The following is a 20,852-nucleotide window of genomic DNA, read 5'->3' on the forward strand; positions in this document are numbered from 1 at the left end:
TGTGAGTCTGGATTTCAGATCGGGTATTCGGTCTTGCCGCTGGACGTCGTGATCCAGCGCAATTCGGTGAACTCGTCCAGCGCCGCCAGTCCACCGAACCTCCCGTAGCCGCTGGCTTTCATTCCTCCGAAGGGGGCCTGCGGCTCGTCTGCGACGGTTGCCGAATTCACATGGCACATGCCCGATTCAAGTTGCATTGCTATCTCCATGGCGCGACGCAGGTCTTTCCCGAATACCGCTCCCGAAAGCCCGTAGTCGCAGTCGTTCGCGACAGTCACGGCCTCGTCGACGGAGCCGACACGGATAATGGCGGCTACCGGGCCAAAGCTCTCTTCCTGGTAAAGTCTCATTGATCTTGAGACGTAATCGACGACGGTCGCGTCGATGAACGCGTCGCGTGTTTCGCCGCCGGTGAGCACCTGTGCGCCTTTGGCACGCGCATCTTCGATCAGGCTGTGGACGCGACGCGCCGATTCAGCCGTTACCAGCGAACCGAGCGTAAAGCGTCGTTGCAGGGGATCTCCAGCTCGATAAGCCTGTACCTTCGCCACGAATTTCTCAACGAAGGTGTCCGCGATCTCGTCGACCAGGATAATCCGCTCCGTCGACATGCAGAGCTGGCCCTGGTTGAAAAAGGCACCGAACGCCGCGGCATTGACGGCTTCATCGATGTCGGCGTCGTCAAGGACAATAAAGGCTGCCTTGCCTCCCAGCTCGAGGAGGCATCGCTTCAAATGCTTCGCCGCCATCTGAGCGATAATCTTTCCGACGCGGGTAGAGCCGGTGAAGTTGATGCGCCGGACGGCTGGATGCGCGATCAGGGTTTCCACGATCGTCGACGCATCGGCCGGTGCGTTCGAAATGATGTTGAGGACGCCCGGCGGCAGGCCCGCATCGACGAGAACGTCGCCAAGCAGGCGGTGGGTCGCAGGACATAACTCCGAGGCTTTCATGACCACCGTATTGCCGCACGCCAGTGCGGCAGCGAACGAGCGAACACCCAGAATGATCGGCGCATTCCATGGCGCAATGGCGAGACAGACGCCGGCCGGTTGCCGAACTGCAAATGACGTCACGCCCTCGTGGTCCGAAGGAATGATCCGTCCGCTGACCTGGGTAGTCATCGCCGAAGCGTCGATGAGGATTTTGGACGCCAGATCGACGTTGAACTCGCTCCACGCAGCGGTCGCGCCGATCTCGAGCATCATGACTTCCACGAAATCATTCTTGCGCTCAAGAAGGAGCCTGCTCGCCTTCTCGAGAATGGCGCGGCGGGCGTTGGGCGTCGCGCGGGACCATTGAGGAAAGGCTGACGCGGCTGAGTTCGCGGCGGCCGTCGCGTCCTCTGGCGTGGCCGCTGCGGCAACGGTCACTGTCGAATATCGGATCGGACTCACGCGCTGGAACGTGGACTTGGAACGCGCAGCGACGCCCTGCCCCGCGATCAGGAGGTTCACCAATCTGGGTTCACCTTCATTGACGAAGCCGCCCGAGGGCAACGTTTGCGCCGCCGTATGGCCTGATATTTCCATTCTTCCGATCCTCCCAGGCTAAACACTATTCTGGCCTTGTCGAAAGGAAATGCGATATTATGGGTATTGCTTGTTATTTATTGGGCTATTTGGCCAATCGGAACGAAAGTAGAGCGTGGCGGCCCAAACGATGCGGGATGAGCATCAAAACGAGGGAATTATCGTACTTAAGCGTGGGAAAGCGCTCTTACATTGAGGCCCATAAAACAATCGGCCCATAGTTGCCTTCGCAGCGCTTGATCATTTAAGGGAAGGAATTGTCATTTTCTGGAGCGATGGAATGGCTACGAGCCTCATAGAATACGTCGCCAAGGCGGAGCGATTCGAGCCGGCTCTGGCGGATCGCACCATATCGATTGGGCGGTTCAACGACCGCTGGCTCTGCCATCTGATCTTATCGACCACCGGCAAGATGAGGCTCACCATCGGGGAAGATAGTTTGGAACTTGTCGGCTCGACATTCCTGCTTCTGCCTCCGTCGGCGCCGGCCAGACTCACATCCGGCGCCGGAACTCGCATCTACGTTGTCGGGATTTCTCTCGACATGATGGCCGACGCCTTGGGAAACTACCCCGAGACATCCGCCTTGAAACTCTTCATTGAAGCGCCGGCCCAAATAGAAGGCCTGCCGGACAACGACGCGGCATTACTCGAAACATACTTTGCCAACTTCGTTGCCGAACGCCACTACGAGGGTGAATCCTCACTGATGGCGTTGACGGCCCACCTCCGTCTTATTCTTCTGTCTGCCTGGAGACTGTGCGGTTCGCAGCAATCCCGGCAAGTCTACGACGGTGGCACGGTCCTGCAGCGGTTCAGGCAATTGGTGGAGGCGGAATTTCGACGCCACCGGCCGATTTCTCACTATGCTGAACAACTTGGGATCAAGCAGGATCGCCTGCATGACATCTGCCGAAGAAACCTGGACTGGACGCCACTTGAGCTTGTTCATGAAAGGCTTGCGCAGGACGCGCGCCTCCGTCTGGAACGTTTCGGCGGCAGTGTGCGGGAGATATCGGATTACCTCGGCTTCCGCGATCCTGCAGCGTTCAGCCACTTCTTCAAACGCCGGATGGGTGTTTCCCCCGCTCAGTATCGCGAGCTCTACAGGAGCGGTAAAAAGGGTGCGGAATTCACAGGGTCGACTGAATACTACGACTGGCCATGACATTAAGAGAAAGAATTGGCATCCGCGCCATATGTGCCTATATCAAGCACATATAGAGGACGCCCGATGAACACCCGTTTTGCCGTTGCCACGCATATCTTGACCTTTCTTCACACGCAGGACGGACGGCCTGCGACCTCGGAGCTTGTCGCCTCCAGCGTCAGCACCAATCCGACCCTCATCCGCCGCCTGCTGTCCGAGCTTGCCAAGGCCGGACTGACGACATCGCAGATGGGCGCTGGTGGGGGGGCATTGCTTGCCCGGCCCGGCAACCGCATCACACTGCTCGACGTGCACCGCGCCCTCGACGCGGAAGGTACTATTTTCCCACTGCACCAGGAACCAAATCCACAATGCCCTGTCGGAAGGCACATCAATGGCGTCCTGCGTCGGCGCCTTTCCGACGTTGAAAAGGCCATGGAGGCCGAGCTTGCCCGCACAACGATAGCGGACATGGCGCAGGACGTTGCGAACGCCAATCGCCAAGGCTGAATGCGAAGGCGCGATTTTCTGCGAAAACTGCTTTACAGATGTGTGTAACTAAAATAGATACATATTTGTCTGTTACAAAAATGGTTACATATCATGCACATTTCTCATCGCTTGCTTTTCGCCGTCACGGCGCTTCTGCCCCTTGCGATCGGCCTGACCGCCACCCACGCTTCAGCACAAACGGAGACCAGAATGACCACACAGGAACAACAGGTCGTCGACCTTCTCAAGGCCATCGAGACTGGCGCTGCCGAACCGGTTGCCGTCATCAACCCGGAAAAATATATCCAGCACAATCTTTCAGCTGCCGACGGACTACAGGGCTTGGGTGCGCTTCTTGCCGCGCTGCCCAAGGGTACGGCCAAGGTGAACACCGTGCGCGTCTTCCAGGACGGAAACTACGTCTTCGCCCACACCGACTATAACTTCTTCGGGCCGAAGATCGGCTTCGACATCTTCCGGTTCGAGAGCGGCAAGATCGTCGAGCACTGGGACAATCTTCAAGAGACGGCCGGCCCCAACCCGAGCGGCCACAGCATGACGGACGGGCCGACGGACGCGGTCGATCTCGACAAGACTGCGGACAACAAAACGCTCGTCGCTGCTTTCGTCGATGATATTCTCGTCAACGGGCGCATGGAAAAGCTCGGCGCCTATATCGAGGGCGATGCCTACACCCAGCACAATCCCCAGATCGCCGATGGGCTCTCCGGCCTTGGCGCAGCGTTGAAAGCCATGGCGGCCGCGGGGGTCACAATGAAGTATGACAGGGTCCACCAGGTTCTCGGCAAGGGCAATTTCGTTCTGACGGTGAGCGAGGGCAGCTTTGCCGGCAAGCACACCAGCTTCTACGACCTTTTCCGCGTGCACGACGGCAAAATCGTCGAGCATTGGGACACGATCGAGGCCATCCCCGCGCAATCGGAATGGAAGAACAAGAACGGCAAGTTCTGAAACAGAAATGGGGGGCTCCGCCCCCCTTCCCACCCGGCCCCCTTGCCGCGGACATCAGGCCCAAGCTTGCCACCTCCATGACTGACCTATGGGTTCCGCAGCGTATGGCCTGAGCCTCGGTAACCAATAGCCGATCACCATCAACGATCTGTACCGACGTATCTTATTTCAGAAGCTGTTGTTCGATTACAGTATCTATAGACAAGCGCGGAATGCCGTCTCTCCCCGATAATTCAAGTTATGTGCTTGACTTGACGGACCAACCAGCCAGCCTCGCGCATGCGCCTGACATGATTAAGCCTTCAGAGGAGCCAGAGTGCTGTTGATGACGCAGTCGCAATCAATTGGAGTTTGGCGGGGAGTTTCATTGGAAGTTGCCGCCTGGGATGCGGCCCATGCCGAGGTCGATTTGTCGGCCGTCTGCATGTTTACTCACGAAATCGCGGAAGCCGGTTTAAAAGGCGGCCTGCTACATCTTGATCAGGCTCTTTCCGGCGGGCTCGCCGAACTTCGTCGTAGCGGTGAATTCAAAGCCGACTTCATGGAAACCCTACTGATTAGCAAGCCTCCCTCAACGATCAGGGCCGCAGCGCTTTTGGTGATCGGCCTTGGCAACCCGTCTTCATGGACAACAGCAACAACAGCTCACGCCGTTAAGGCAGTTGCTCGCGCTGCAGTCTATCGAGGCGATCGAAGTGTCGCCTTCGCACCGAGCCTTCTGGATTCCGGCTTAACCTCAGGCCAAACGGGCGACGTTGCGCTCGACATGATGAGAGCCGTAATCGAAATCATCGAGGTTCAGGCGCGGGTCGCCGAACGCGGATTGGCCCATGCTCCCCGACTGCAGCACTGGATCTTCGACGTGGGCTTGTCACGCGCTGATGCCGTCACCGAACATTTCCGAGAAGGCTTTCAAAGCATCACATCGGCCCTTCGCGCCGGCTCGACCATAACGACGCCAAACACCGACGATCCCTCATCCGCGCCAGGAGAAAACAATGGCTGATTTGCCGCCGCCCGTGACTACGCAAGAGATCCGAATCGTAGATGAACAGGGACAGGCTCGGTTGATCCTTTCTGCAAATGGCGGCGGGCCGACGATCCTGCTGCTGCGTAAAGACGGTACAACCGGGGCTTCCGTGAAGCTAGACGCCGCGGATCGCCCGACCGTCGTTCTCGCTAATCCAAATCCATCCTGGCCGTCCGCAGCTATGGAAATCGACGACAAGGGAGCGCATGTCAAATTCGATCGTCCGGGTGGAGCCTCTTCCTATCTGTTTCTGAACAATGCTGGCGGCTCGGGTGTCGTTCTTATCGACACCACGGGCAAACGCCGTCTTGATGCTCTTGTCGGGGCGGATGGCTCGAGCAAGATCGAGCGCCTTGATGACGAGGGAAAGCCGATCCCTTGACTGAACGCGGTGGCTGGCAAACATCAGAGATGGCTCGGGAAAATGAACTTTTGAGATAGATCCTCGAGGCGGCCTCGCCCCGCGGCAAACAGATATTCACTGAGCAGTTTAGCGATATCTGCTGCCCGGATCATTGCAGGCGATCGGGCGGCGCCTGCAAGCCTGCGCGACAGATCCGCAAGACGTCCGCCGAACGCACGTCAAGCTGCAGACAGCGACCGAACATCTTCAGGAGCAGGTATTTGAAGCGCGAGCCGATCACAACACAGGCCAAGGATGGCGTTGCGATCAGGGAATTCGCGCTGTGTGAATGATGTGCATGAAGCCTAAAGAATCCAAAAATGCGGACTATCGTGCAAGATCCGCCAGCACAAAACCTATTCAAAATGGCAGCGAACGCAAACCGATCGAGCTGGGCGAGATCTGCGCTGATCGGGTGGGGTTGGGGATGGGCCGCGAACAAATCAAACGATGGGACAGCCAACGGATTGAGCTTAGTCTCTTCCAGCGAGCTTTCAAATACCGACTGCACGTCGCAATTGCTCTCGCAATCTTGATTTTCGTGGCCGACACGCTGAGCAGACACGCTACAGCGGTGGCGGTAATGTATGTTCTTTGCCTTATTGTCGCCAGCGATTCGGCAAGCCGAATTACCGTCAAATTGGTTTCCGGTGGCTGCGCAGTGCTCACCCTGCTCAGTTTTTTCATTTCGCACGGTCTCGCCACAGAGACGCTACCCACCCTGCGTTTGATCTTTAGCCTTTTCGCCAATGTAACGACGGCAGTCCTACTCACCAAACAAGCAGGTGATCGACTAATCCTGCAAGCGCAAGCTCGGCTTTTGGAACTAACGAGCGACGCTATCTTCCTCCGCGACAGAACAGGCCGCATCTGCTACTGGAATCATGGCGCGGAACGGCTTTTCGGCTACCAGGCCAGCGAGGTGCTGGGCAAATTCCACTGGGAAGTGCTGGCAGTTCAAGGTGATGAAGGACGTGCCGAAGCTGAGCGTTGCCTCGTGGAGACAGGAAGCTGGGAGGGAGAGCTCGAGGTTACCACGAAAAGTGGACGCTCGATCAACGTTTACAGCCGATGGCGGGCGGAGCGGCCTCGACCGGAGGCTCCCTTGATGATCATCGTCACCACAATCGATATTTCAGCCCGGAAAGCCGCAGACGCAGCTCTCCGGGCGAGCGAATTTCGCTACAGAACGATATTCGAAACGCTGCCCGTCGCCATATGGGAGCACGATCTGCGCCCCGTCAAAGCGGAAATCGATGCAGTAAAAGCATCAGGTGTCGTCGATTTCAAATCGTTCCTCGATAATAGTCCAGATTTCATCGTCAGAGCCAGGAAGATGGTGCGCATCACGGACGTCAATCAAACTGCGCTTCGCTTGATGGGCATTTCAGAAAAGTCGGATTTTTTTGAATACCTCAGCGATTTCTTGCCCGAAGACGACGAAAGCTTCGGTCAGTTTCTTGCCGCATTGAGCGAGGGTCAACAAGTTTTCCAGTCTGAAACAAGTATCAGGAGCAGCCTGAATGGGCAGATACCAGTCATTGTAACTCTAAATCTACCTCCGACGAATGAGGAACTGCACCGAGTACAAGCCAGCATCATTGACATCAGCAATCGAGTCACAATGGAGGAGGCCTTGGAAAAATCGAGGCTTGAGCTTGAGCAAGCCTCGCGTTTCGCCATGGTCGGCGAAATATCTGCTTCAATTGCGCATGAAGTCAATCAGCCGCTGGCCGCAATTATGAGTTCTACTCAAGCCGTACAACTTTGGTTGGAGCATGATCCGCCTAACCTGCATGAAGCAAAATTAGCTCTCGCAGACGCGATTCAATCAACCACACGCGCATCGCAAGTTGTAAAGCGCGTTCGAATACTACTTGGCAAGGCCAAATCTGAAACATCGGAGCTAAGCATCGATGACATTGTTACACACACGGTTCGACTGAAGCAAAAGGAGTTGGATCAGGCCGGCATTCGCCTGACGCTTGCTCTTTGTAGCCATGATCTCACCATCCAAGGAGACAAGATTTTACTGCAGCAAGTGCTGCTGAATCTCATTGAAAACGCGGTCCACGCGATGGAAACGACACAACGGGAAGAGCGATCCTTAGCTATACGCACGGAAATTGAGAGCAATGAAATTCGGGTTCGGATTATGGACTCAGGAGAAGGCGTAGGTGACCTCGTGTCGGAAGCGATTTTCAAGGCCTTTGCGACAACAAAGCCGGCAGGAATGGGCCTTGGCCTTGCCATATCAAAGTCCATCATAGCTGCTCACAAAGGATCAATCTCCATAGCCAACCGCCCTGATGGCCGAGGCGCAATTGTGGAGTTCCGAATCCCCGTTCCAGCATTAATGCCCTTTGGATCACAGTAAGAACACACAGCTTCCACGTCGTGTGTCGTGGTCATCAATCTAGAGTTCAGCGCAAGTCAAGCCGAAACTCTGCAGGATGGCGGCATGTCTGATGTAGCTCTCAACTCCGGCACTAGCACCGAGTGATAGCTAATCCATGCAATTCGAGTAGCTAGACCAGCCCTCGCAGTATCTTGGCGCGAGCGACTGCGATTGTTTGAAACAGTCCAACCACTATTCCGGCAAGCCCGATAGTCGCATAGCACTGGTAACACTATCGAATATGGGTGGCGCAATGCCGACGGCAGCGGACCAGCGACCAATAGTAAAGGTGGGGTCGAGTGCCAGCAGCCGCTCGCCGGCAGCCTTTGCCTCATCGAGGCGACCAAGCTTGGCAAGCGGAGCGGCTAGCCATCCGTGCAGGATGCTGAAGCCCGGGTTCAGTTGAACCGCCCGCCGGCCCGCCATGATCGCCTCCTCATACCGGCCGAGCAGGAAATTTCCGAAGCCTATGATGCCCTGGGGAATGCAGCTCATCGCGTCGAGCGGGCTGAGCCGCATTGCATGCTCGCCCCAGGCGATCGCACGCGTCGTATCGCCGCTGTAGGCGACGGGCACGCATCCGAAGGAATAGACGAAGGCGCAGGAGGCGCTTAGCGCCAAGGCTCGCTCGAACGCTTCGTCTGCCAGTCTCCGATCATGCGCCAGCAAGCCGATGGAAAAACCGGCAAGTGCAAGAGCCATGGCATCGCTTTGCCCATGCTCTATTGCCGCGAGCGCGTGCTGGATCGACTTCTTGCGGTTTTCCGGATGCATGCCGCCGCGCACAAAGATGGTCTGGTGTGCCCAGGACGCAAAACCGTGGGCGAGCGCGTAGCCGGGCTCGATAGCAAGCGCGCGTTCCAGCAACGGCAACCCGCCTGCAGCACCCTCCGGCATAAAGGTATAGACCTGCGGCATCGCGCGAAGCAGGAGGTCATAGGCGTCGACATTGTCCGGTCGTTTCCGCTTTACCCGCTCGATTTCGGCGCGACGCACGTTGGGCTCTATTGCAGCAACGACGCTTATGGTGATCTCGTCCTGTACCGCGAATATGTCAGTAAGATCACGGTCGTATCGCTCCGCCCACAGATGGGTGCCGTCTTCCGCGTCAATGAGCTGGCCGGTGATACGGACACGGCTGCCGACCTTGCGAACGCTGCCTTCAAGGACATAGCGCACACCTAAATCGCGGCCGACCTGCGTGACGTCAACGGCACGCCCTTTGTAGGTAAAGCTGGAATTGCGCGCGATGACGAAAAGCCATTTTATACGCGACAGGCCGGTAATAATGTCCTCGACCATCCCGTCAGCGAAATAATCCTGCTCAGGATCGCCGCTCATATTGTCGAACGGGAGAACGGCGATCGATGGCCTGTCCGGCAGGCTTAATCCTTGCGGGGGCTTTTCCGGCACCGCGGCCGTTTGCGCCCCATGCTCCTCACGCACGGTCCCGACGAAGCGAATGCCCTTGCGCATGATCGTGCGGATAAGCCGCTGCTCATCGCCATTGTCGTTGAGTGCGCTGCGAACAGCATTGATGCGGCTGCTGAGCGTGGCATCGGACACGATGCGGCCTTGCCAGACCGTCTCCACGATATCGTCCTTGCTGACGACACGGTCGCGATTGCCGAGGAGATAGCAGAGAAGATCGAACACCTGGGGTTCGACACGAAGCAATTCGCTGCCGCGCCGCAATTCGCGCCTGTCCTGATCGAGTGCGAAATCCTCAAAGTGATACAGCAAGTTAGATGTTCCGGTATCGCACCGCAATCGGCGGATTAAGGCCACCGTAACAATGTTGCAAGGTAAAATCAAAGCCATCTGAAGGCAAAATCAACGCCTCCTGAAGATCACCTCAAAGCGCGTCCCGCCGCGATCGCCCATAGTGTGATCATCAAATGCAGCGCAAGTCCAAACCAAATGCAACTCAACTCCAAAGGAGAACTCAAATGTCGAATGCTTCGGTCAATGCAGCAGTCAAGTCCGTCGTCCTCGTCCATGGCGGTTTCGTCGATGGCTCCGGATGGGAAGGCGTCCACAACCTCCTGAAGAAGGACGGTTACGAGGTCATCGTGGCGCAGAACCCCACCACCTCGCTCGCAGACGATGTTGCCGTCACCAAGCGTGCCATCGCATCGGCTTCAGGCGATGTCATCCTCGTCGGCCATTCCTATGGCGGCGTCGTCATCACAGAATCCGGCACGGACCCGAAGGTGGCAGGGCTGGTCTACATCACCGCTTTTGCCCCGGACCGCGGTGAATCCGTCGCCACGCTCATCTCCAACCCGCAGCCCGGCGATCCGGTACCGCCGATCCTGCCGCCCGTCGACGGCTTCCTTTTCCTTGACCGATCGAAATTTGCCGACTCCTTTGCCGCCGACGTTCGGCCTGATCTCGCAGCCTTCATGGGCAACTCGCAGAGACCGTGGGGCATTCCTGCCCTGGAAGGCAAGGTCTCCGAACCTGCCTGGAGGACAAAACCGAGCTGGTATCTGGTCGCCACCGAAGACAAGATGATCCCTCCGGCAGCACAGCGCGCCATGGCCGGCCGTGCCGAGGCCGTCAAGACGGAAGCCGCCGGCAGCCATGCCATCTACGTTTCGAACCCCGGCCCAGTCGCAGATCTCATCAAGCACGCAGCCGCCAACGCTCGCAAGAGCTGATCAATCCTTGACAATTTGCAATGCCTGGGTGCCGACTATCGGGCCCAGGCATCTTTATAGGGCGGCTTTATAGGACGGCGGCCAATTTTATGACCATCAGATTTTTTTGAAGCGGTAGCATCGACATCTGCAGAAACGTTGTGCCGCCCGCTCCAGATTAGAGCTGGACTCGTGACCCACAGAAATACTATTAATCGGTCGCAAGTGGCCGATCTTGTAGACGATGGTGACCGGCGGTTCTTATCTACCCGCCTGCAAGGATAGGAGGAGTGAGCGTGCCCCTTCCACATTCCTCAGACATGCCACAGGATCCGCAACTTCGCTCCCTTCTCCGCCAATGGGCCGAAAAGCTAGTCGATACCGACGCGGCTGCAGATCGCGTCGTGCAGCGAACCATCAACGTCATTTGCGACAGTCCCGAGCTTTTGGATGGCGCTCGAATGAATGAAACGCTTTTTGCACTCTTGCGTCGATACGCCTTTGACGAAAACGACCTTAGAGCGAGCCAACAGGATAAAGGTGCGATACGGAATATCGGCGGAGCGTTGGGCAAAGAAACCATCAAGTCCAAATAATGCTCCTGCCAGATCTTGCTCGGACAGATCGCAATTCCTCAAATCGAACGCGGTTTGCGCAGCGATATTTTAGCGTCATAGTCTGGCTGCTTTGCCGTTAGGTTTACGATGCCCCTCGGATGCAGACACCCCTTGCGATCACCTGGCGGAAGAACTCGTCGATCAGAAGGGCTCGCTCTTTCACACCAGCGGCCGCTGCAGTTGATTCATTTGGTCTTTTCGCCGGTCGAAGCGCTTTCACGGCTTAAGCTGGAACACTTCCGTCAGAAAGGCACGAACGAAAGTACAAGCCTGACTACTCGCGCATTCATTGTAGGCAATCGCTGGGTCTTTTTCGACACACGCGTCGTCATATGTGAAAGGTTTTTGCGCATCTACTGAGGTCGAGAAATCCAGGCTGGCTCTTACCCCCGGGTTGGGTATTTCGATGATTTGTTTTTGTGGTGACAACCAGCAAGTATCATCACATTGTCGGTGAGCTTCCTGGCAGAAAATGCCGTTACGTCGGAGGCCCAGCGAGCCGGCAGCTCGATGATGTGCGCCAAAGTCGAAAAATCACCGGCACCAAGCCTGCCATCATCGCCGCCACTGAGCTTCAGTGCCACACAGTCATTTTCCAATCCGGGAAATGCGCGCGTATGCGCCTTGGTGCTTCAACCCAGCATCTGCATCGATCCAAGTCCCAGAATATCGTTCAGCAGCGCAATCCCTATCCCTATCGCTACGATGACGACGCCGATCAGAAATAGCCGTCGCGAGCGGTCGTACTTTGCAGCTATCAAGGAATCGCGCGCAAGCAGGTCAGCGAGCACTTTCACCTGGATGGCGATACCGATGGTCAGTACTATCATCGGGATGATGTCGATGCGACTCCAATCGTTGGGGTTCGAGAGCCAGCGGCCAATGAAGTTCAGCGAGAAACCGAGAATGATCCCCGCGGCGGTCAGCGAGCCGTTACGGAACGTCGCATCGATTTTCTCCTCTGGATCTGGCTCGGACATCACGTTTCTCCGGATGACATTTCTCCAAAGAAAGGCAGAAGTAGCCGCGACAGGCAAGGCCTCTGCATTCTGGCTCCTTGCGAGACACAACAAAGAGCCATCCAGACGTGGTCGCGAAGGACGGTTTACCGACCACAACAAGGCGCATCCGATACCCAAAAGCAGTTGCTCGCGATGACGCTTCCGCGGTTATTGAAGATGGCCATGCATCTCAAATTTGCGGATGCAACGTTGAGAAACGTCTACCACGTCGGCACCTACAGCGTTGAATGTGCCTCCGACAATAAGCATCTCCTTCTCACCTTAGCTTCAGGCAACGGCTTCGATATCGCCTTCGGCCTTGATGCTCAGATAGTCCTGCCCTCATACGTGACCTGGAGGCTGGCGCGACGCTTCTCAAGGAGCAGCGGACGACTTTCCCGAATTGACGATTGAGCGCAACCCCATGGGAAGCGTGACCTTTCCTGTGAGGAGCAGGGAGCACAAGAGTGGAAGAAGCCCCGGCGGATGATCCGTCGGGGCTTCTTGTTCATTGCGGCCGCTTAAGTCTTAGGCATCGATACACTGCCATCAACGCGCGTCGTGAAAGATAATTCCGACCGTATGGCGCATACCCGATCGCACACGGCTTACACCGTGGCGGAGGTTGACGCGATAGTTTCCCTTCGTGCCCTTTACCGGACGATTATGCACCGCGAAGGCAACAGCATCACCTTGGCGAAGCGGTACGACTTCAACGCGGCTCTGCATGCGCGGCCGCTGTTCGGTCAGCGCGAATTCGCCACCCGTGAAGTCGCGCCCAGGCTCTGAAAGCAGGATCGCTACTTGAATCGGAAAGGCGATGTCGCCGTAGAGATCCTGGTGCAGACAATTGAAGTCGCCCGGGACGTATTGCAGCAGCAGAGGCGTCGGCCGGGTCTGCCCGGCATCATGGCACCGCTGCAGGAAGGAAGCATGATCGCCAGGAAAGCGTTCATCGAGCCCCATACGCTCGTTCCATTCATTGGCAACTACCGCCAGGCGTGGATAAAGCGCGGTACGAAGTCCGGCAAGCGGATCGGGGAGTGGATATTTGAAGTAGCGATACTCGCCTTTGCCGAAACCATGTCGGGCCATGATGATATGGCTGCGGAAACGGGTCTCGTCCGGATAGAGACCAGCGATCGCCCGGCATTCGTCTGCAGTCAACAATTTCGGCAGGATCGCGCAACCGAAACTGTCGAGGTCTGTGTTGAGGGCAGCCCAATCATAGGTGGCTACCCTGTCCTCTGCGGACACTGCCATGGAGGCGGGATCAATGATATTGGTGCGTGGCTGGTTCATACCGCCGCCTCCTTCCGAAGCAGTTCAAGTTTGCGCTCGAGGCCCCAGCGATAGCTGGCCATATCGCCATTGCTGCGCACGACACGATGACAAGGCACCGCCAGCGCGATGGGATTTGCGGCACAGGCGCGCGCAATTGCGCGCGGATGGGTAATCGGGCTGATCCAACGGCCGAACTCGGTGTAACTCACCGTCCTGCCGACAGAAATCGCCTTCAGCTTCTCCCATACCCGCCGTTGGAAAGGCGTGCCGCGCATATCCAATGTCAGATGCAGACCATCGGATGGATTCTTGATGTAGCGAAGTACTTTCGCCATATCATCATCGACCAGGCTTTCATCTTCAATGATCGTCGATTGGGGAAAGCGGCTCGCGAGATCGGCTGTCAGTTCACTGGCGCTGTCGCCGAGCAGGATCGAGCAGACACCCTTGCCGCTGCGTGCCACGAGCACGTTGCCCAGTTCACATTGTGCGACCGCATAGGATAAAATGTCGGCGGATGCCGGGATTGGTATTGCCTGCGGTACAGACCGCACGGCGTTCTTGTTGATCATGAGATCCATGGTCGTAGCTCCTTGCTATGTCTTCATGATCAAACCTACATTTCCAACGGGAACGCCAAACTCCGATCCTTGCTGTCAAATCGATAAATCATTCCTGGGACTAACGGGCGCCGGAGAAGCCAAGGCCCCGCTCCCCGACGCTCCTCTGATGGCGGGTCGGCCGAAGCAGTGCCCGCATGCTATGTCGCGTCGTGAAAATAATGCCGAGTGTGTGGCGATGTCCCGAATGCAGGCGGCTGACCCCGTGACGAACATATGTCCGTGCTCAGATCGACTAATCCGGTTCAGCTCCGCTGACACTGCGAATCATGCGTTAAAGTCGAGCAAATATCCGGTCGGTCGCCGAGGCGAAACTTCGTCATGCCTCTTGCCTATTGTCTATTGCTTCGCGCAGCACGGGACACTGTCCCATCAATCAGACAAGGCGCAGGATTGTTGTTTCAGCGAGAACAAACATCTCCCCGGAGTTAAAACGGACCTCGATCTCTCCATTTTCGAGGATGTCCCAGACCGCGAAGCCATCGGCGACCAACTGGCCCACATAGGATAGCACCAGCGCCTTATCCGGGTTGCCGGCGGTAAGCGCGACAACGGCGTCAATGCTCGCTTCCGTTTCCGGTAGCGCGCGCCAACCTTTCTTTGCGCCGATGCCGCCACGAAAAAGCATGATGTGGGCGTCCTTGTGCCGCGGTCGTCTGGCAGGCCGGGAATTTGCCTGGCAACAGGCTTGATATGATCACAGTTGGCCGAAAGATCTGTCCGTCGTCACTCCGATTATTGTCATCAAACCGAAAGAATTCCGGCCGTTATAGCGCACCGCGGAACGTCAGATTAATGCGCATGCGCCCGACCGCCTCATGCACTCCCTCCTTCAGTTCCAGCACGCCGTGATAGCACAACCGGGAGGGACCGCCCCAGACGGCGACGTCGCCGTGGCGTAGCGGGAACTTCTTCACCGGATCGTTGCGCTTGAGGCCACCGAACTGGAAGGTCGCCGGCAAGCCCAGTGACACCGATACGATCGGGTTGGTGAAATCAAGCTCATTCTTGTCCTGATGAAGCGAGAGACGAGCTCCCGGCTCATAGCGATTGATGAGGCAGGCATCGGGGCGAAATCCGGGATAGCCCGCACGGGACGCGGAGCGGGCCGCCAGGTCAAGAAAACATTCCGGCATCGCGGGCCAGGGACGCCCCGTTTCAGGGTCGCAGCGGTCGTAGCGATAACCGGTGCGATCCGTGACCCAGCCAGCCGTCCCGCAGTTCGTCATGGCAACCGACATCGTGAAGCCGCCTGGCGTCACCATGTGTCGAAACGGCGCCTGCCCGGTGATCTCGTCAAGTGCCGCCAGAACATCCTTCTCAAACGGGAGAGCCGCACCGCGCAAAAGCACGGCACCTTCCGCCATGCGTTCGAATGGAGGGTCAAGAGGAACAATGTTATCAAACAGATCGGACATGGCGTTACCCATAGGAGTTGGCTTGGATCGTCGGGTGAAAGACCGGCACGTAGCCTGCGCGGAGCGCCATGACGGTGGAAGGCGGCGTCAGAAGCCAATCGGCACCGTTGAGGATTTGTGGTGGCGCATATCCTTCGTTCGTCCAGCGATATGCGTAGCCTCCTCGCAGCGTGAATGCCCCGTCACCCCGCGCCACCACCGTGCCGTCGGGCAGGTCGTCCAGCAACCCTGTCAAATGATGAAGGCGCTTGGCGCTGCGTTCGATGCGCTCGGCGTGCAGCACAGTGTCCATTCTCCGGGCAGATGGAAGTGTTTCGCCGTTACCCTTTGCCCAGCACGCCCGATAGCGCTCGGCAGCTTGACGCCTGCAAAGAAAGCAAGGTCGATGGCCAGCGGCCAGCGCAACCGCCTCGTCGAGGAAGAACAGTTCGGTCCAACTCCGCGCCGCCATGACCTCGCGATGCTGTCCTTTGTAGCTGCAGTTGCAGACCAGCCACGTCTTCGAAGCCCAGCGTTTCCTAAGCAATGTCTTGGTCGACGGGTCATGGATGATGCCGCGATTGCCGGTGAACATGCCGCGCTGCGAGATCGCAACGATGTCGCCGAACGGAGTGACGCGGTTTTGCAGGTGCATGGCTTTCTTCCTATGCCGGATATCGTCCACGACGCAATCAAGGGTTCACGACACCATGTAGCGCGCGCAGGCCGGCCGCACTCCGACTCTTGCTATCAAATCCGCAAGCACTCGGACGGCCTATTTCAACACGTTTCCACGTTCACGCGGCATGCGCCAAAGATACCATGCGGCGACCGTGCTGTGCGGTGACCAGGCCTCGGAAAGCGTGCGCAATTCCTTAGGCTTGGGTTGCTCGGCGAGCGATTTTAGGGCGCGATACCCCTCGCGCACCCCGAAATCGTCGATGGGCAGGACATCCATCCGCTCCAGCGAATACATCAGGAGCATCTCCACGGTCCAACGCCCGACCCCCTTGATGGTAATCATCTGCTTGATGAGCGCCTCGTCGTCCATCGCGACGGCGTCTTCACGACTGGGAACAATACCCGTCAGCGCGCCCTCGGCAATCGCCTTGATTGTTGCAATCTTGCTGGCGGAGAAACCGCAGGTCCGCATTGCGTCGAAATCGGCGGCGATCAGCTCCTCCGGACGGGGGAAATCACGGTCTTCAAACAACGCTTTGAGACGCCCAATGATCGCGTCGCCGGCCTTGGCCGTCAGTTGCTGGTAGGCAATCGCCCGAACCAGCGCCTCGTAGGGCTCGCGGGCGGCCTTGGGGTCGTGTCGACACGGTCCCACAAGCTCGATGAGCCTGGCCCAGTCATCGTCAACTTTCGCAAGGAATGCGATCGAATTGTCATAGCGCGAGAACGAATTCATAGGGTGTACAGACCTCCGCATGCATCAGCACTTGTTATTCGTCTGCGACTGAAGCGCGCGTCATTCATTCCGGTTCTCGCATCATTGGAAATGGCAGCTGGCCAGGCGTTTGGGATAGGAGGCGCAGATCGCATGTTTATGCCGTCTGGGACGCTTCACGCTCAAGGAGCGCGCGTTTTCGAGCCACGCCCCAGGCGTACCCCGAAAGTGCGCCGTCATTGCGCACCACCCGGTGGCAGGGTATCGCCACGGCGAGATTGTTGGCGGCGCAGGCGCCCGCAACCGCTCGAACCGCATTCGGCGAGCCGATACGGCGCGCGATCTCCGCATAGGATACATGCTGGCCGACGGGAATTTCCTGCAATGCCTGCCAGACACGCCGCTGAAATGCCGTTCCCCTGACGTCGAGCGGTAAATCCAGACCGATATGAGGATTCTCGACAAATCCGACGACACGCGCGATCAACGCCTCATATTCCCGGTCGGCGCCGACAAGGTGCGCCTTCGGGAAGCGGTCCTGCAAGTTGCGCACCAATTTATCCGGATCGTCACCGAGCAAGATCGAGGCGACGCCCTTTCTGCTGGAGGCAACCAGGATTGCGCCAAGCGACGTTTGTCCGACCGCAAATTTGATCTCCTCATTGGCGCCGCCGCCACGATATTGTGTCGGCGTCATGCCAAGGATACCTGTCGACTTCTCGTAGAAGCGACCGCTCGAATTAAAGCCCGCGTCATAGATCGCCTCAGTAACGCTGTTGCCGATTTCGAGGCCTTCTCGCACCTTTTTCGCCCGGTCAGCTGCGGCATAGTCCTTCGGTGTCAGACCCGTCGCCGACTTGAACAGACGATGAAAATAGCTGGGGCTGCGATGCACTGCTTCGGCCAGCTCCTCCAGTGAAGGCTCTTCCTCGCGTTCCTCGATCATACGGCAGGCTCGAGCGACGAGCGCAGCATTTTCGCATTCGAGCGAAAGACCATCGGGATTGCAGCGCTTGCACGGCCGGAAGCCGGTCGCACGCGCACTCGCCAGCGTATCGTGAAGTGCGACGTTCTTTGGGTTCGCAGCACGCGACGCGCAGGACGGGCGGCAATAGACGCCTGTTGTCGAAACGGAATACCAGAGCTGACCGTCCGCCGTCTTGTCGCGCGCTACAATTCGCGCCCAGCGCGGATCGTCCACCACAGAAAGGGCCCGCGAACGCGGGAAAATCTTGGTCATACTGGTCATTGCCGTTTTCTCGTATCGTTGCAGGGCGAATGTGGTCTCAAATTGCGCCCATTACACTGCGATCTTTGCTTTCAAAGCGGATTCCCGGCCACCCGATTCTTGCGGCCATGGTGCATGGCCGGCGCGAATTCAACCGGCGAACGAACAGCCATGGCATCGATGTTTTCCAAGGCTTTGCGCAAGGCGCTGCTCGATGTTGACAACGTATAGGGGAAGTAGACGACCTCTACGCCCAAGACAGCGAGGTCCTGTTCGAGTCTGGCACCCTTTTCGACACCTTGCCAATCGTTTCCCTTGAACAGGACGTTGAACCTGAGGTCTCTCCAGATCTCGACCTTGTCGTTGGTCGTGGCCGCGTGCACAGCGTCGACGAAGCGAACGTTACGCACGATTTCAAGCCGTTCATCGAGCGGCACGACAGGCGAGACGCCTTTATGAGCGATCAGGACCTCGTCGGCCACGACGCCAGCAATCAGGTAGTCGCAATGCTCTCTCGCCCGACGCAATAGATTGAGATGGCCAATATGAAAAAGATCATAGGCGCCGGGGGCGTAGCCGATGCGTGTCATGGCTGGATGTCCTGTTCTCGCCAGTCGAATTGAATAGGGCGAAACTATCCTGGAGAACCCGCTGCGGCGCTCCGATTCCTGTTCTTCAATCAACAATTCGGCCGGCGAAACTCGAGGAGATTGCGGAAGTGAAAAGGCCCGCACGACAGGCATGCGGGCCTCAATTTGCCTGAGAGGCGTGCGCTTTCCTTCAGCGGAGCGCCGTAGTCATCGTCAGGCGGCCTTGACGAGACCGAGCTGCGTCATTGCGGTGAGACCATCGTCGAGGCCAATCTCTTCGACGATCTTGCCGTCGATGACCTTGAGGACTGTCGTGCCGGTGAAACGCATCGTGCGACCGGTTGCAGCCGACAGGCCGCCAATCAGGAAATCGCCGAATGCGGGACCTGTATGTGTACCGCCGCCTTCCCACTGACCAACCACGTAGTCGCCTTCGGCGATCAGATCGGCAGTTCCCCAGAAGTTGAGGTCCGGGAACGCAGCCCGGAAGTCGGTCATGAACGCCCTGATATCGGCGCGGCCGCGGCGCGGCTCATGCAGGGAATACTTCAGCAACATGTCGGGTGCGGCGATCTCATCGATGACCGCAAGATTGACATCCTTGCCCCAGAACTCGGTGAACCAACGGCCGACGACGGCCTTGTTATCGTCTTCTTTGCTCATAGTAGCGGGTCCTTTCATCGATTTTGAGGGATCATCGAAAGCGCTCGATGATCTGACGAAAGGGATATGCGACTGCGCAAAGTGCCAAACTCCGATTCTTACCTTCAAACAGAATGTCCGCTTGGCCGGTACAGCCCGCATCTTCATTCTCTCGCATCGATTATCGCGGTCAGTGCGTCATTGCGGAACGTAATTGGGCGCCCGTTTCCAGCCTTCGGCGCAGGTTTTCGCCGAGCTGAACGCGAACAGGTCTTCGCATGTTTAGGACGTTGGACACTCTCCTCGATGTCCCGGAGCTGCACGAAAATTTCTGAACACGCTTCGGGATTCGCCCCGAAATCCAATGCCGAGAGCCGCCCGGCCTTTACTTCGGTCACATGGTATCCGGCTTTCAAGGGATGACCATCGCAGTGAAAGACCAGTGGCAAATCCTTGGCGCGGGCCAGCGTTTCGAGCAGGAGACCAAGCTGATACCGGCGTTCCGAATTTTTGAGTTGTCGATGGCGTTCACCTGCGTTATTCCTATTTTCAATAATTAAAGGACTATTGAAATATGAACCAGCGTCAAGCCCTGACCTCCTTCGCCGCTCTCTCGCAGGAGACCCGCCTGCAGATCATACGCCTGCTCGTCGTCGCCGGCCCCGAGGGCCTGGCAGCCGGAGCCCTGGCCGAGAAGCTCGAGGTCTCGCCGTCGAACATCTCCTTTCACCTGAAGGAGCTCGAGCATTCCGGATTGATCGGTGCCCAACGCCAGTCCCGCTCGATCATCTACACCGCCAACTACGAATCCCTGGGCGGCCTCATCCGCTTCCTGATGGAGGATTGCTGCTCCGGACATCCCGAAATCTGCGCGCCTGCCGCGGTGGTCGCGACATGCTGCACACCCAAAATGGAGGAGAAACTGCAATGAGCGCCGACCACGTCTACAACGTGCTGTTTCTGTGCACCGGCAATTCCGCCCGATCCATCCTGGCGGAATCCATTCTGGAAGCAGAAGGAAAGGGCCGCTTCCGCGCCTTCTCGGCCGGAAGCCAGCCCAAGGGAAAAATCCATCCCTGGGCCTTGAAGACCCTTGAGGCTCTCGGATACCGCTCGTCGGGCTTCTCTTCCAAGAGCTGGGACGTGTTTGCCAAACCGGATGCGCCCCAGATGGACTTCATCTTCACGGTCTGCGACAACGCCGCCGGCGAGGCGTGCCCGGTCTGGATCGGCCATCCCGCCACCGCTCATTGGGGGATCGAGGACCCCGCGGCTATAGAGGGTTCGGAGCTCGATCAGGGTCGCGCCTTTGCCCAGGCTGCCCGATATCTCAAGAACCGCGTATCCCTGTTCGTGAACCTGCCGCTCGCCACGATCGACAAGCTGGCGCTGGAAACCAAGCTGCACGAAATCGGCCGCATCGAGGGTAGCACCCAAGGCAAGGACGGAGTTGCCTGA

Annotated in this window: 23 protein-coding genes and 1 pseudogene; 10 read left to right on the plus strand and 14 right to left on the minus strand. The window is 57.6% G+C overall.

All coding sequences use genetic code 11. The features are described from left to right. Positions 1-14: 14 nt before the first annotated feature. A complete protein-coding gene (locus GA0061102_RS02465; RefSeq protein WP_092843751.1) occupies positions 15-1,532 on the minus strand; it encodes an aldehyde dehydrogenase in 1,518 nt (505 codons plus the stop codon). 280 nt (positions 1,533-1,812) lie between these two features. On the opposite strand from GA0061102_RS02465, the gene GA0061102_RS02470 reads away from it, so the two are divergent. From GA0061102_RS02470 to GA0061102_RS02495, 6 genes are all read left to right on the plus strand, one after another. Then, positions 1,813-2,700, plus strand: a complete 888-nt coding sequence (locus tag GA0061102_RS02470; RefSeq protein WP_092843753.1) for an AraC family transcriptional regulator — start codon at positions 1,813-1,815, stop codon at positions 2,698-2,700. A 66-nt stretch (positions 2,701-2,766) separates the two neighbouring features. After that, entirely contained in the window at positions 2,767-3,192 is a 426-nt protein-coding gene (locus GA0061102_RS02475; protein ID WP_092843755.1) for an Rrf2 family transcriptional regulator, read from the plus strand. 192 nt (positions 3,193-3,384) lie between these two features. Then, on the plus strand, positions 3,385-4,146 hold the full coding sequence (locus tag GA0061102_RS02480; protein ID WP_092844228.1) for a nuclear transport factor 2 family protein: 762 nt from the start codon (positions 3,385-3,387) through the stop codon (positions 4,144-4,146). Positions 4,147-4,513: 367 nt separating this feature from the next. Further along, positions 4,514-5,152, plus strand: a complete 639-nt coding sequence (locus tag GA0061102_RS02485) for a M17 family peptidase N-terminal domain-containing protein (protein WP_208858602.1) — start codon at positions 4,514-4,516, stop codon at positions 5,150-5,152. Beyond that, positions 5,145-5,558, plus strand: coding sequence for a hypothetical protein (locus tag GA0061102_RS02490; protein WP_092843759.1), 414 nt, complete (start codon positions 5,145-5,147; stop codon positions 5,556-5,558). Before GA0061102_RS02485 ends, GA0061102_RS02490 begins: the two co-directional genes overlap by 8 nt. A 319-nt stretch (positions 5,559-5,877) precedes the next feature. After that, positions 5,878-7,956 (plus strand): PAS domain-containing sensor histidine kinase, encoded by a 2,079-nt coding sequence (locus GA0061102_RS02495; RefSeq protein ID WP_159432135.1) that lies wholly within the window; start codon positions 5,878-5,880, stop codon positions 7,954-7,956. Between the two features lie 213 nt (positions 7,957-8,169). Here GA0061102_RS02495 and GA0061102_RS02500 read toward each other — a convergent pair whose 3' ends face one another. Further along, on the minus strand, positions 8,170-9,720 hold the full coding sequence (locus GA0061102_RS02500) for a winged helix-turn-helix domain-containing protein (protein ID WP_092843763.1): 1,551 nt from the start codon (positions 9,718-9,720) through the stop codon (positions 8,170-8,172). A 206-nt stretch (positions 9,721-9,926) separates the two neighbouring features. Between GA0061102_RS02500 and GA0061102_RS02505 the strand changes: the two genes are divergently transcribed. Both GA0061102_RS02505 and GA0061102_RS02510 read left to right on the plus strand, forming a co-directional pair. Continuing rightward, entirely contained in the window at positions 9,927-10,640 is a 714-nt protein-coding gene (locus GA0061102_RS02505; RefSeq protein WP_092843765.1) for an alpha/beta hydrolase, read from the plus strand. Positions 10,641-10,909: 269 nt separating this feature from the next. Then, entirely contained in the window at positions 10,910-11,215 is a 306-nt protein-coding gene (locus GA0061102_RS02510; RefSeq protein WP_139115013.1) for a hypothetical protein, read from the plus strand. A 404-nt stretch (positions 11,216-11,619) separates the two neighbouring features. Here the strand turns inward: GA0061102_RS02510 and GA0061102_RS02515 are convergent, their stop codons facing one another. From GA0061102_RS02515 to GA0061102_RS33375, 12 genes and pseudogenes are all read right to left on the minus strand, one after another. Beyond that, the gene (locus GA0061102_RS02515) at positions 11,620-11,820 is read right to left on the minus strand and encodes a hypothetical protein (protein ID WP_092843769.1); all 201 of its coding nucleotides are present in this window, start codon (positions 11,818-11,820) and stop codon (positions 11,620-11,622) included. A 48-nt stretch (positions 11,821-11,868) separates the two neighbouring features. After that, a complete protein-coding gene (locus tag GA0061102_RS02520; RefSeq protein WP_092843771.1) occupies positions 11,869-12,216 on the minus strand; it encodes a hypothetical protein in 348 nt (115 codons plus the stop codon). Between the two features lie 570 nt (positions 12,217-12,786). Further along, the gene (locus GA0061102_RS02530) at positions 12,787-13,539 is read right to left on the minus strand and encodes a 2OG-Fe(II) oxygenase (protein WP_167667870.1); all 753 of its coding nucleotides are present in this window, start codon (positions 13,537-13,539) and stop codon (positions 12,787-12,789) included. Continuing rightward, entirely contained in the window at positions 13,536-14,102 is a 567-nt protein-coding gene (locus GA0061102_RS02535; RefSeq protein WP_092843775.1) for a methylated-DNA--[protein]-cysteine S-methyltransferase, read from the minus strand. The genes GA0061102_RS02530 and GA0061102_RS02535 overlap by 4 nt, the downstream gene beginning before the upstream one ends. Before the next feature lie 415 nt (positions 14,103-14,517). Beyond that, positions 14,518-14,769, minus strand: a complete 252-nt coding sequence (locus GA0061102_RS02540; RefSeq protein ID WP_092843777.1) for a hypothetical protein — start codon at positions 14,767-14,769, stop codon at positions 14,518-14,520. A 139-nt stretch (positions 14,770-14,908) separates the two neighbouring features. Beyond that, positions 14,909-15,559: a DNA oxidative demethylase AlkB gene (gene alkB / locus GA0061102_RS02545; protein WP_092844232.1), complete on the minus strand. Its 651-nt coding sequence runs from the start codon at positions 15,557-15,559 to the stop codon at positions 14,909-14,911. 4 nt (positions 15,560-15,563) lie between these two features. After that, positions 15,564-16,193: a hypothetical protein gene (locus tag GA0061102_RS02550; protein WP_092843779.1), complete on the minus strand. Its 630-nt coding sequence runs from the start codon at positions 16,191-16,193 to the stop codon at positions 15,564-15,566. Between the two features lie 120 nt (positions 16,194-16,313). Further along, positions 16,314-16,955: a DNA-3-methyladenine glycosylase family protein gene (locus tag GA0061102_RS02555; protein ID WP_092843781.1), complete on the minus strand. Its 642-nt coding sequence runs from the start codon at positions 16,953-16,955 to the stop codon at positions 16,314-16,316. A 136-nt stretch (positions 16,956-17,091) separates the two neighbouring features. After that, positions 17,092-18,183 (minus strand): bifunctional DNA-binding transcriptional regulator/O6-methylguanine-DNA methyltransferase Ada, encoded by a 1,092-nt coding sequence (ada, locus tag GA0061102_RS02560; protein ID WP_092843783.1) that lies wholly within the window; start codon positions 18,181-18,183, stop codon positions 17,092-17,094. Between the two features lie 71 nt (positions 18,184-18,254). Beyond that, positions 18,255-18,752 (minus strand): FAD synthase family protein, encoded by a 498-nt coding sequence (locus tag GA0061102_RS02565; RefSeq protein WP_092843785.1) that lies wholly within the window; start codon positions 18,750-18,752, stop codon positions 18,255-18,257. A gap of 213 nt (positions 18,753-18,965) precedes the next feature. Then, entirely contained in the window at positions 18,966-19,415 is a 450-nt protein-coding gene (locus GA0061102_RS02570; RefSeq protein ID WP_092843787.1) for an ester cyclase, read from the minus strand. A 278-nt stretch (positions 19,416-19,693) separates the two neighbouring features. After that, a pseudogene (locus GA0061102_RS33375) lies at positions 19,694-19,926 on the minus strand (DUF6428 family protein); the annotation flags it as partial. A 42-nt stretch (positions 19,927-19,968) separates the two neighbouring features. Between GA0061102_RS33375 and GA0061102_RS02580 the strand changes: the two are divergent. Next, positions 19,969-20,325, plus strand: a complete 357-nt coding sequence (locus GA0061102_RS02580) for an ArsR/SmtB family transcription factor (RefSeq protein ID WP_092843789.1) — start codon at positions 19,969-19,971, stop codon at positions 20,323-20,325. Continuing rightward, complete coding sequence (locus GA0061102_RS02585; protein ID WP_092843791.1) at positions 20,322-20,852, plus strand: arsenate reductase ArsC; 531 nt, start codon at positions 20,322-20,324, stop codon at positions 20,850-20,852. The genes GA0061102_RS02580 and GA0061102_RS02585 overlap by 4 nt, the downstream gene beginning before the upstream one ends.

This window comes from Martinezella miluonensis (assembly GCF_900094545.1).
Classification (GTDB): Bacteria; Pseudomonadota; Alphaproteobacteria; order Rhizobiales; family Rhizobiaceae; genus Rhizobium; species Rhizobium miluonense.

What these genes read in the sequence shown, in the direction of transcription:
- GA0061102_RS02465 (WP_092843751.1), bottom strand. Translation starts at nt 1,532, where the DNA reads ATGGAAATATCAGGCCATACGGCGGCGCAAACGTTGCCCTCGGGCGGC.
- GA0061102_RS02470 (WP_092843753.1), top strand. Translation starts at nt 1,813, where the DNA reads ATGGCTACGAGCCTCATAGAATACGTCGCCAAGGCGGAGCGATTCGAG.
- GA0061102_RS02475 (WP_092843755.1), top strand. Translation starts at nt 2,767, where the DNA reads ATGAACACCCGTTTTGCCGTTGCCACGCATATCTTGACCTTTCTTCAC.
- GA0061102_RS02480 (WP_092844228.1), top strand. Translation starts at nt 3,385, where the DNA reads ATGACCACACAGGAACAACAGGTCGTCGACCTTCTCAAGGCCATCGAG.
- GA0061102_RS02490 (WP_092843759.1), top strand. Translation starts at nt 5,145, where the DNA reads ATGGCTGATTTGCCGCCGCCCGTGACTACGCAAGAGATCCGAATCGTA.
- GA0061102_RS02495 (WP_159432135.1), top strand. Translation starts at nt 5,878, where the DNA reads ATGAAGCCTAAAGAATCCAAAAATGCGGACTATCGTGCAAGATCCGCC.
- GA0061102_RS02505 (WP_092843765.1), top strand. Translation starts at nt 9,927, where the DNA reads ATGTCGAATGCTTCGGTCAATGCAGCAGTCAAGTCCGTCGTCCTCGTC.
- GA0061102_RS02520 (WP_092843771.1), bottom strand. Translation starts at nt 12,216, where the DNA reads ATGTCCGAGCCAGATCCAGAGGAGAAAATCGATGCGACGTTCCGTAAC.
- GA0061102_RS02530 (WP_167667870.1), bottom strand. Translation starts at nt 13,539, where the DNA reads ATGAACCAGCCACGCACCAATATCATTGATCCCGCCTCCATGGCAGTG.
- GA0061102_RS02535 (WP_092843775.1), bottom strand. Translation starts at nt 14,102, where the DNA reads ATGGATCTCATGATCAACAAGAACGCCGTGCGGTCTGTACCGCAGGCA.
- GA0061102_RS02540 (WP_092843777.1), bottom strand. Translation starts at nt 14,769, where the DNA reads ATGCTTTTTCGTGGCGGCATCGGCGCAAAGAAAGGTTGGCGCGCGCTA.
- alkB (WP_092844232.1), bottom strand. Translation starts at nt 15,559, where the DNA reads ATGTCCGATCTGTTTGATAACATTGTTCCTCTTGACCCTCCATTCGAA.
- GA0061102_RS02550 (WP_092843779.1), bottom strand. Translation starts at nt 16,193, where the DNA reads ATGCACCTGCAAAACCGCGTCACTCCGTTCGGCGACATCGTTGCGATC.
- GA0061102_RS02555 (WP_092843781.1), bottom strand. Translation starts at nt 16,955, where the DNA reads ATGAATTCGTTCTCGCGCTATGACAATTCGATCGCATTCCTTGCGAAA.
- ada (WP_092843783.1), bottom strand. Translation starts at nt 18,183, where the DNA reads ATGACCAGTATGACCAAGATTTTCCCGCGTTCGCGGGCCCTTTCTGTG.
- GA0061102_RS02565 (WP_092843785.1), bottom strand. Translation starts at nt 18,752, where the DNA reads ATGACACGCATCGGCTACGCCCCCGGCGCCTATGATCTTTTTCATATT.
- GA0061102_RS02570 (WP_092843787.1), bottom strand. Translation starts at nt 19,415, where the DNA reads ATGAGCAAAGAAGACGATAACAAGGCCGTCGTCGGCCGTTGGTTCACC.
- GA0061102_RS02580 (WP_092843789.1), top strand. Translation starts at nt 19,969, where the DNA reads ATGAACCAGCGTCAAGCCCTGACCTCCTTCGCCGCTCTCTCGCAGGAG.
- GA0061102_RS02585 (WP_092843791.1), top strand. Translation starts at nt 20,322, where the DNA reads ATGAGCGCCGACCACGTCTACAACGTGCTGTTTCTGTGCACCGGCAAT.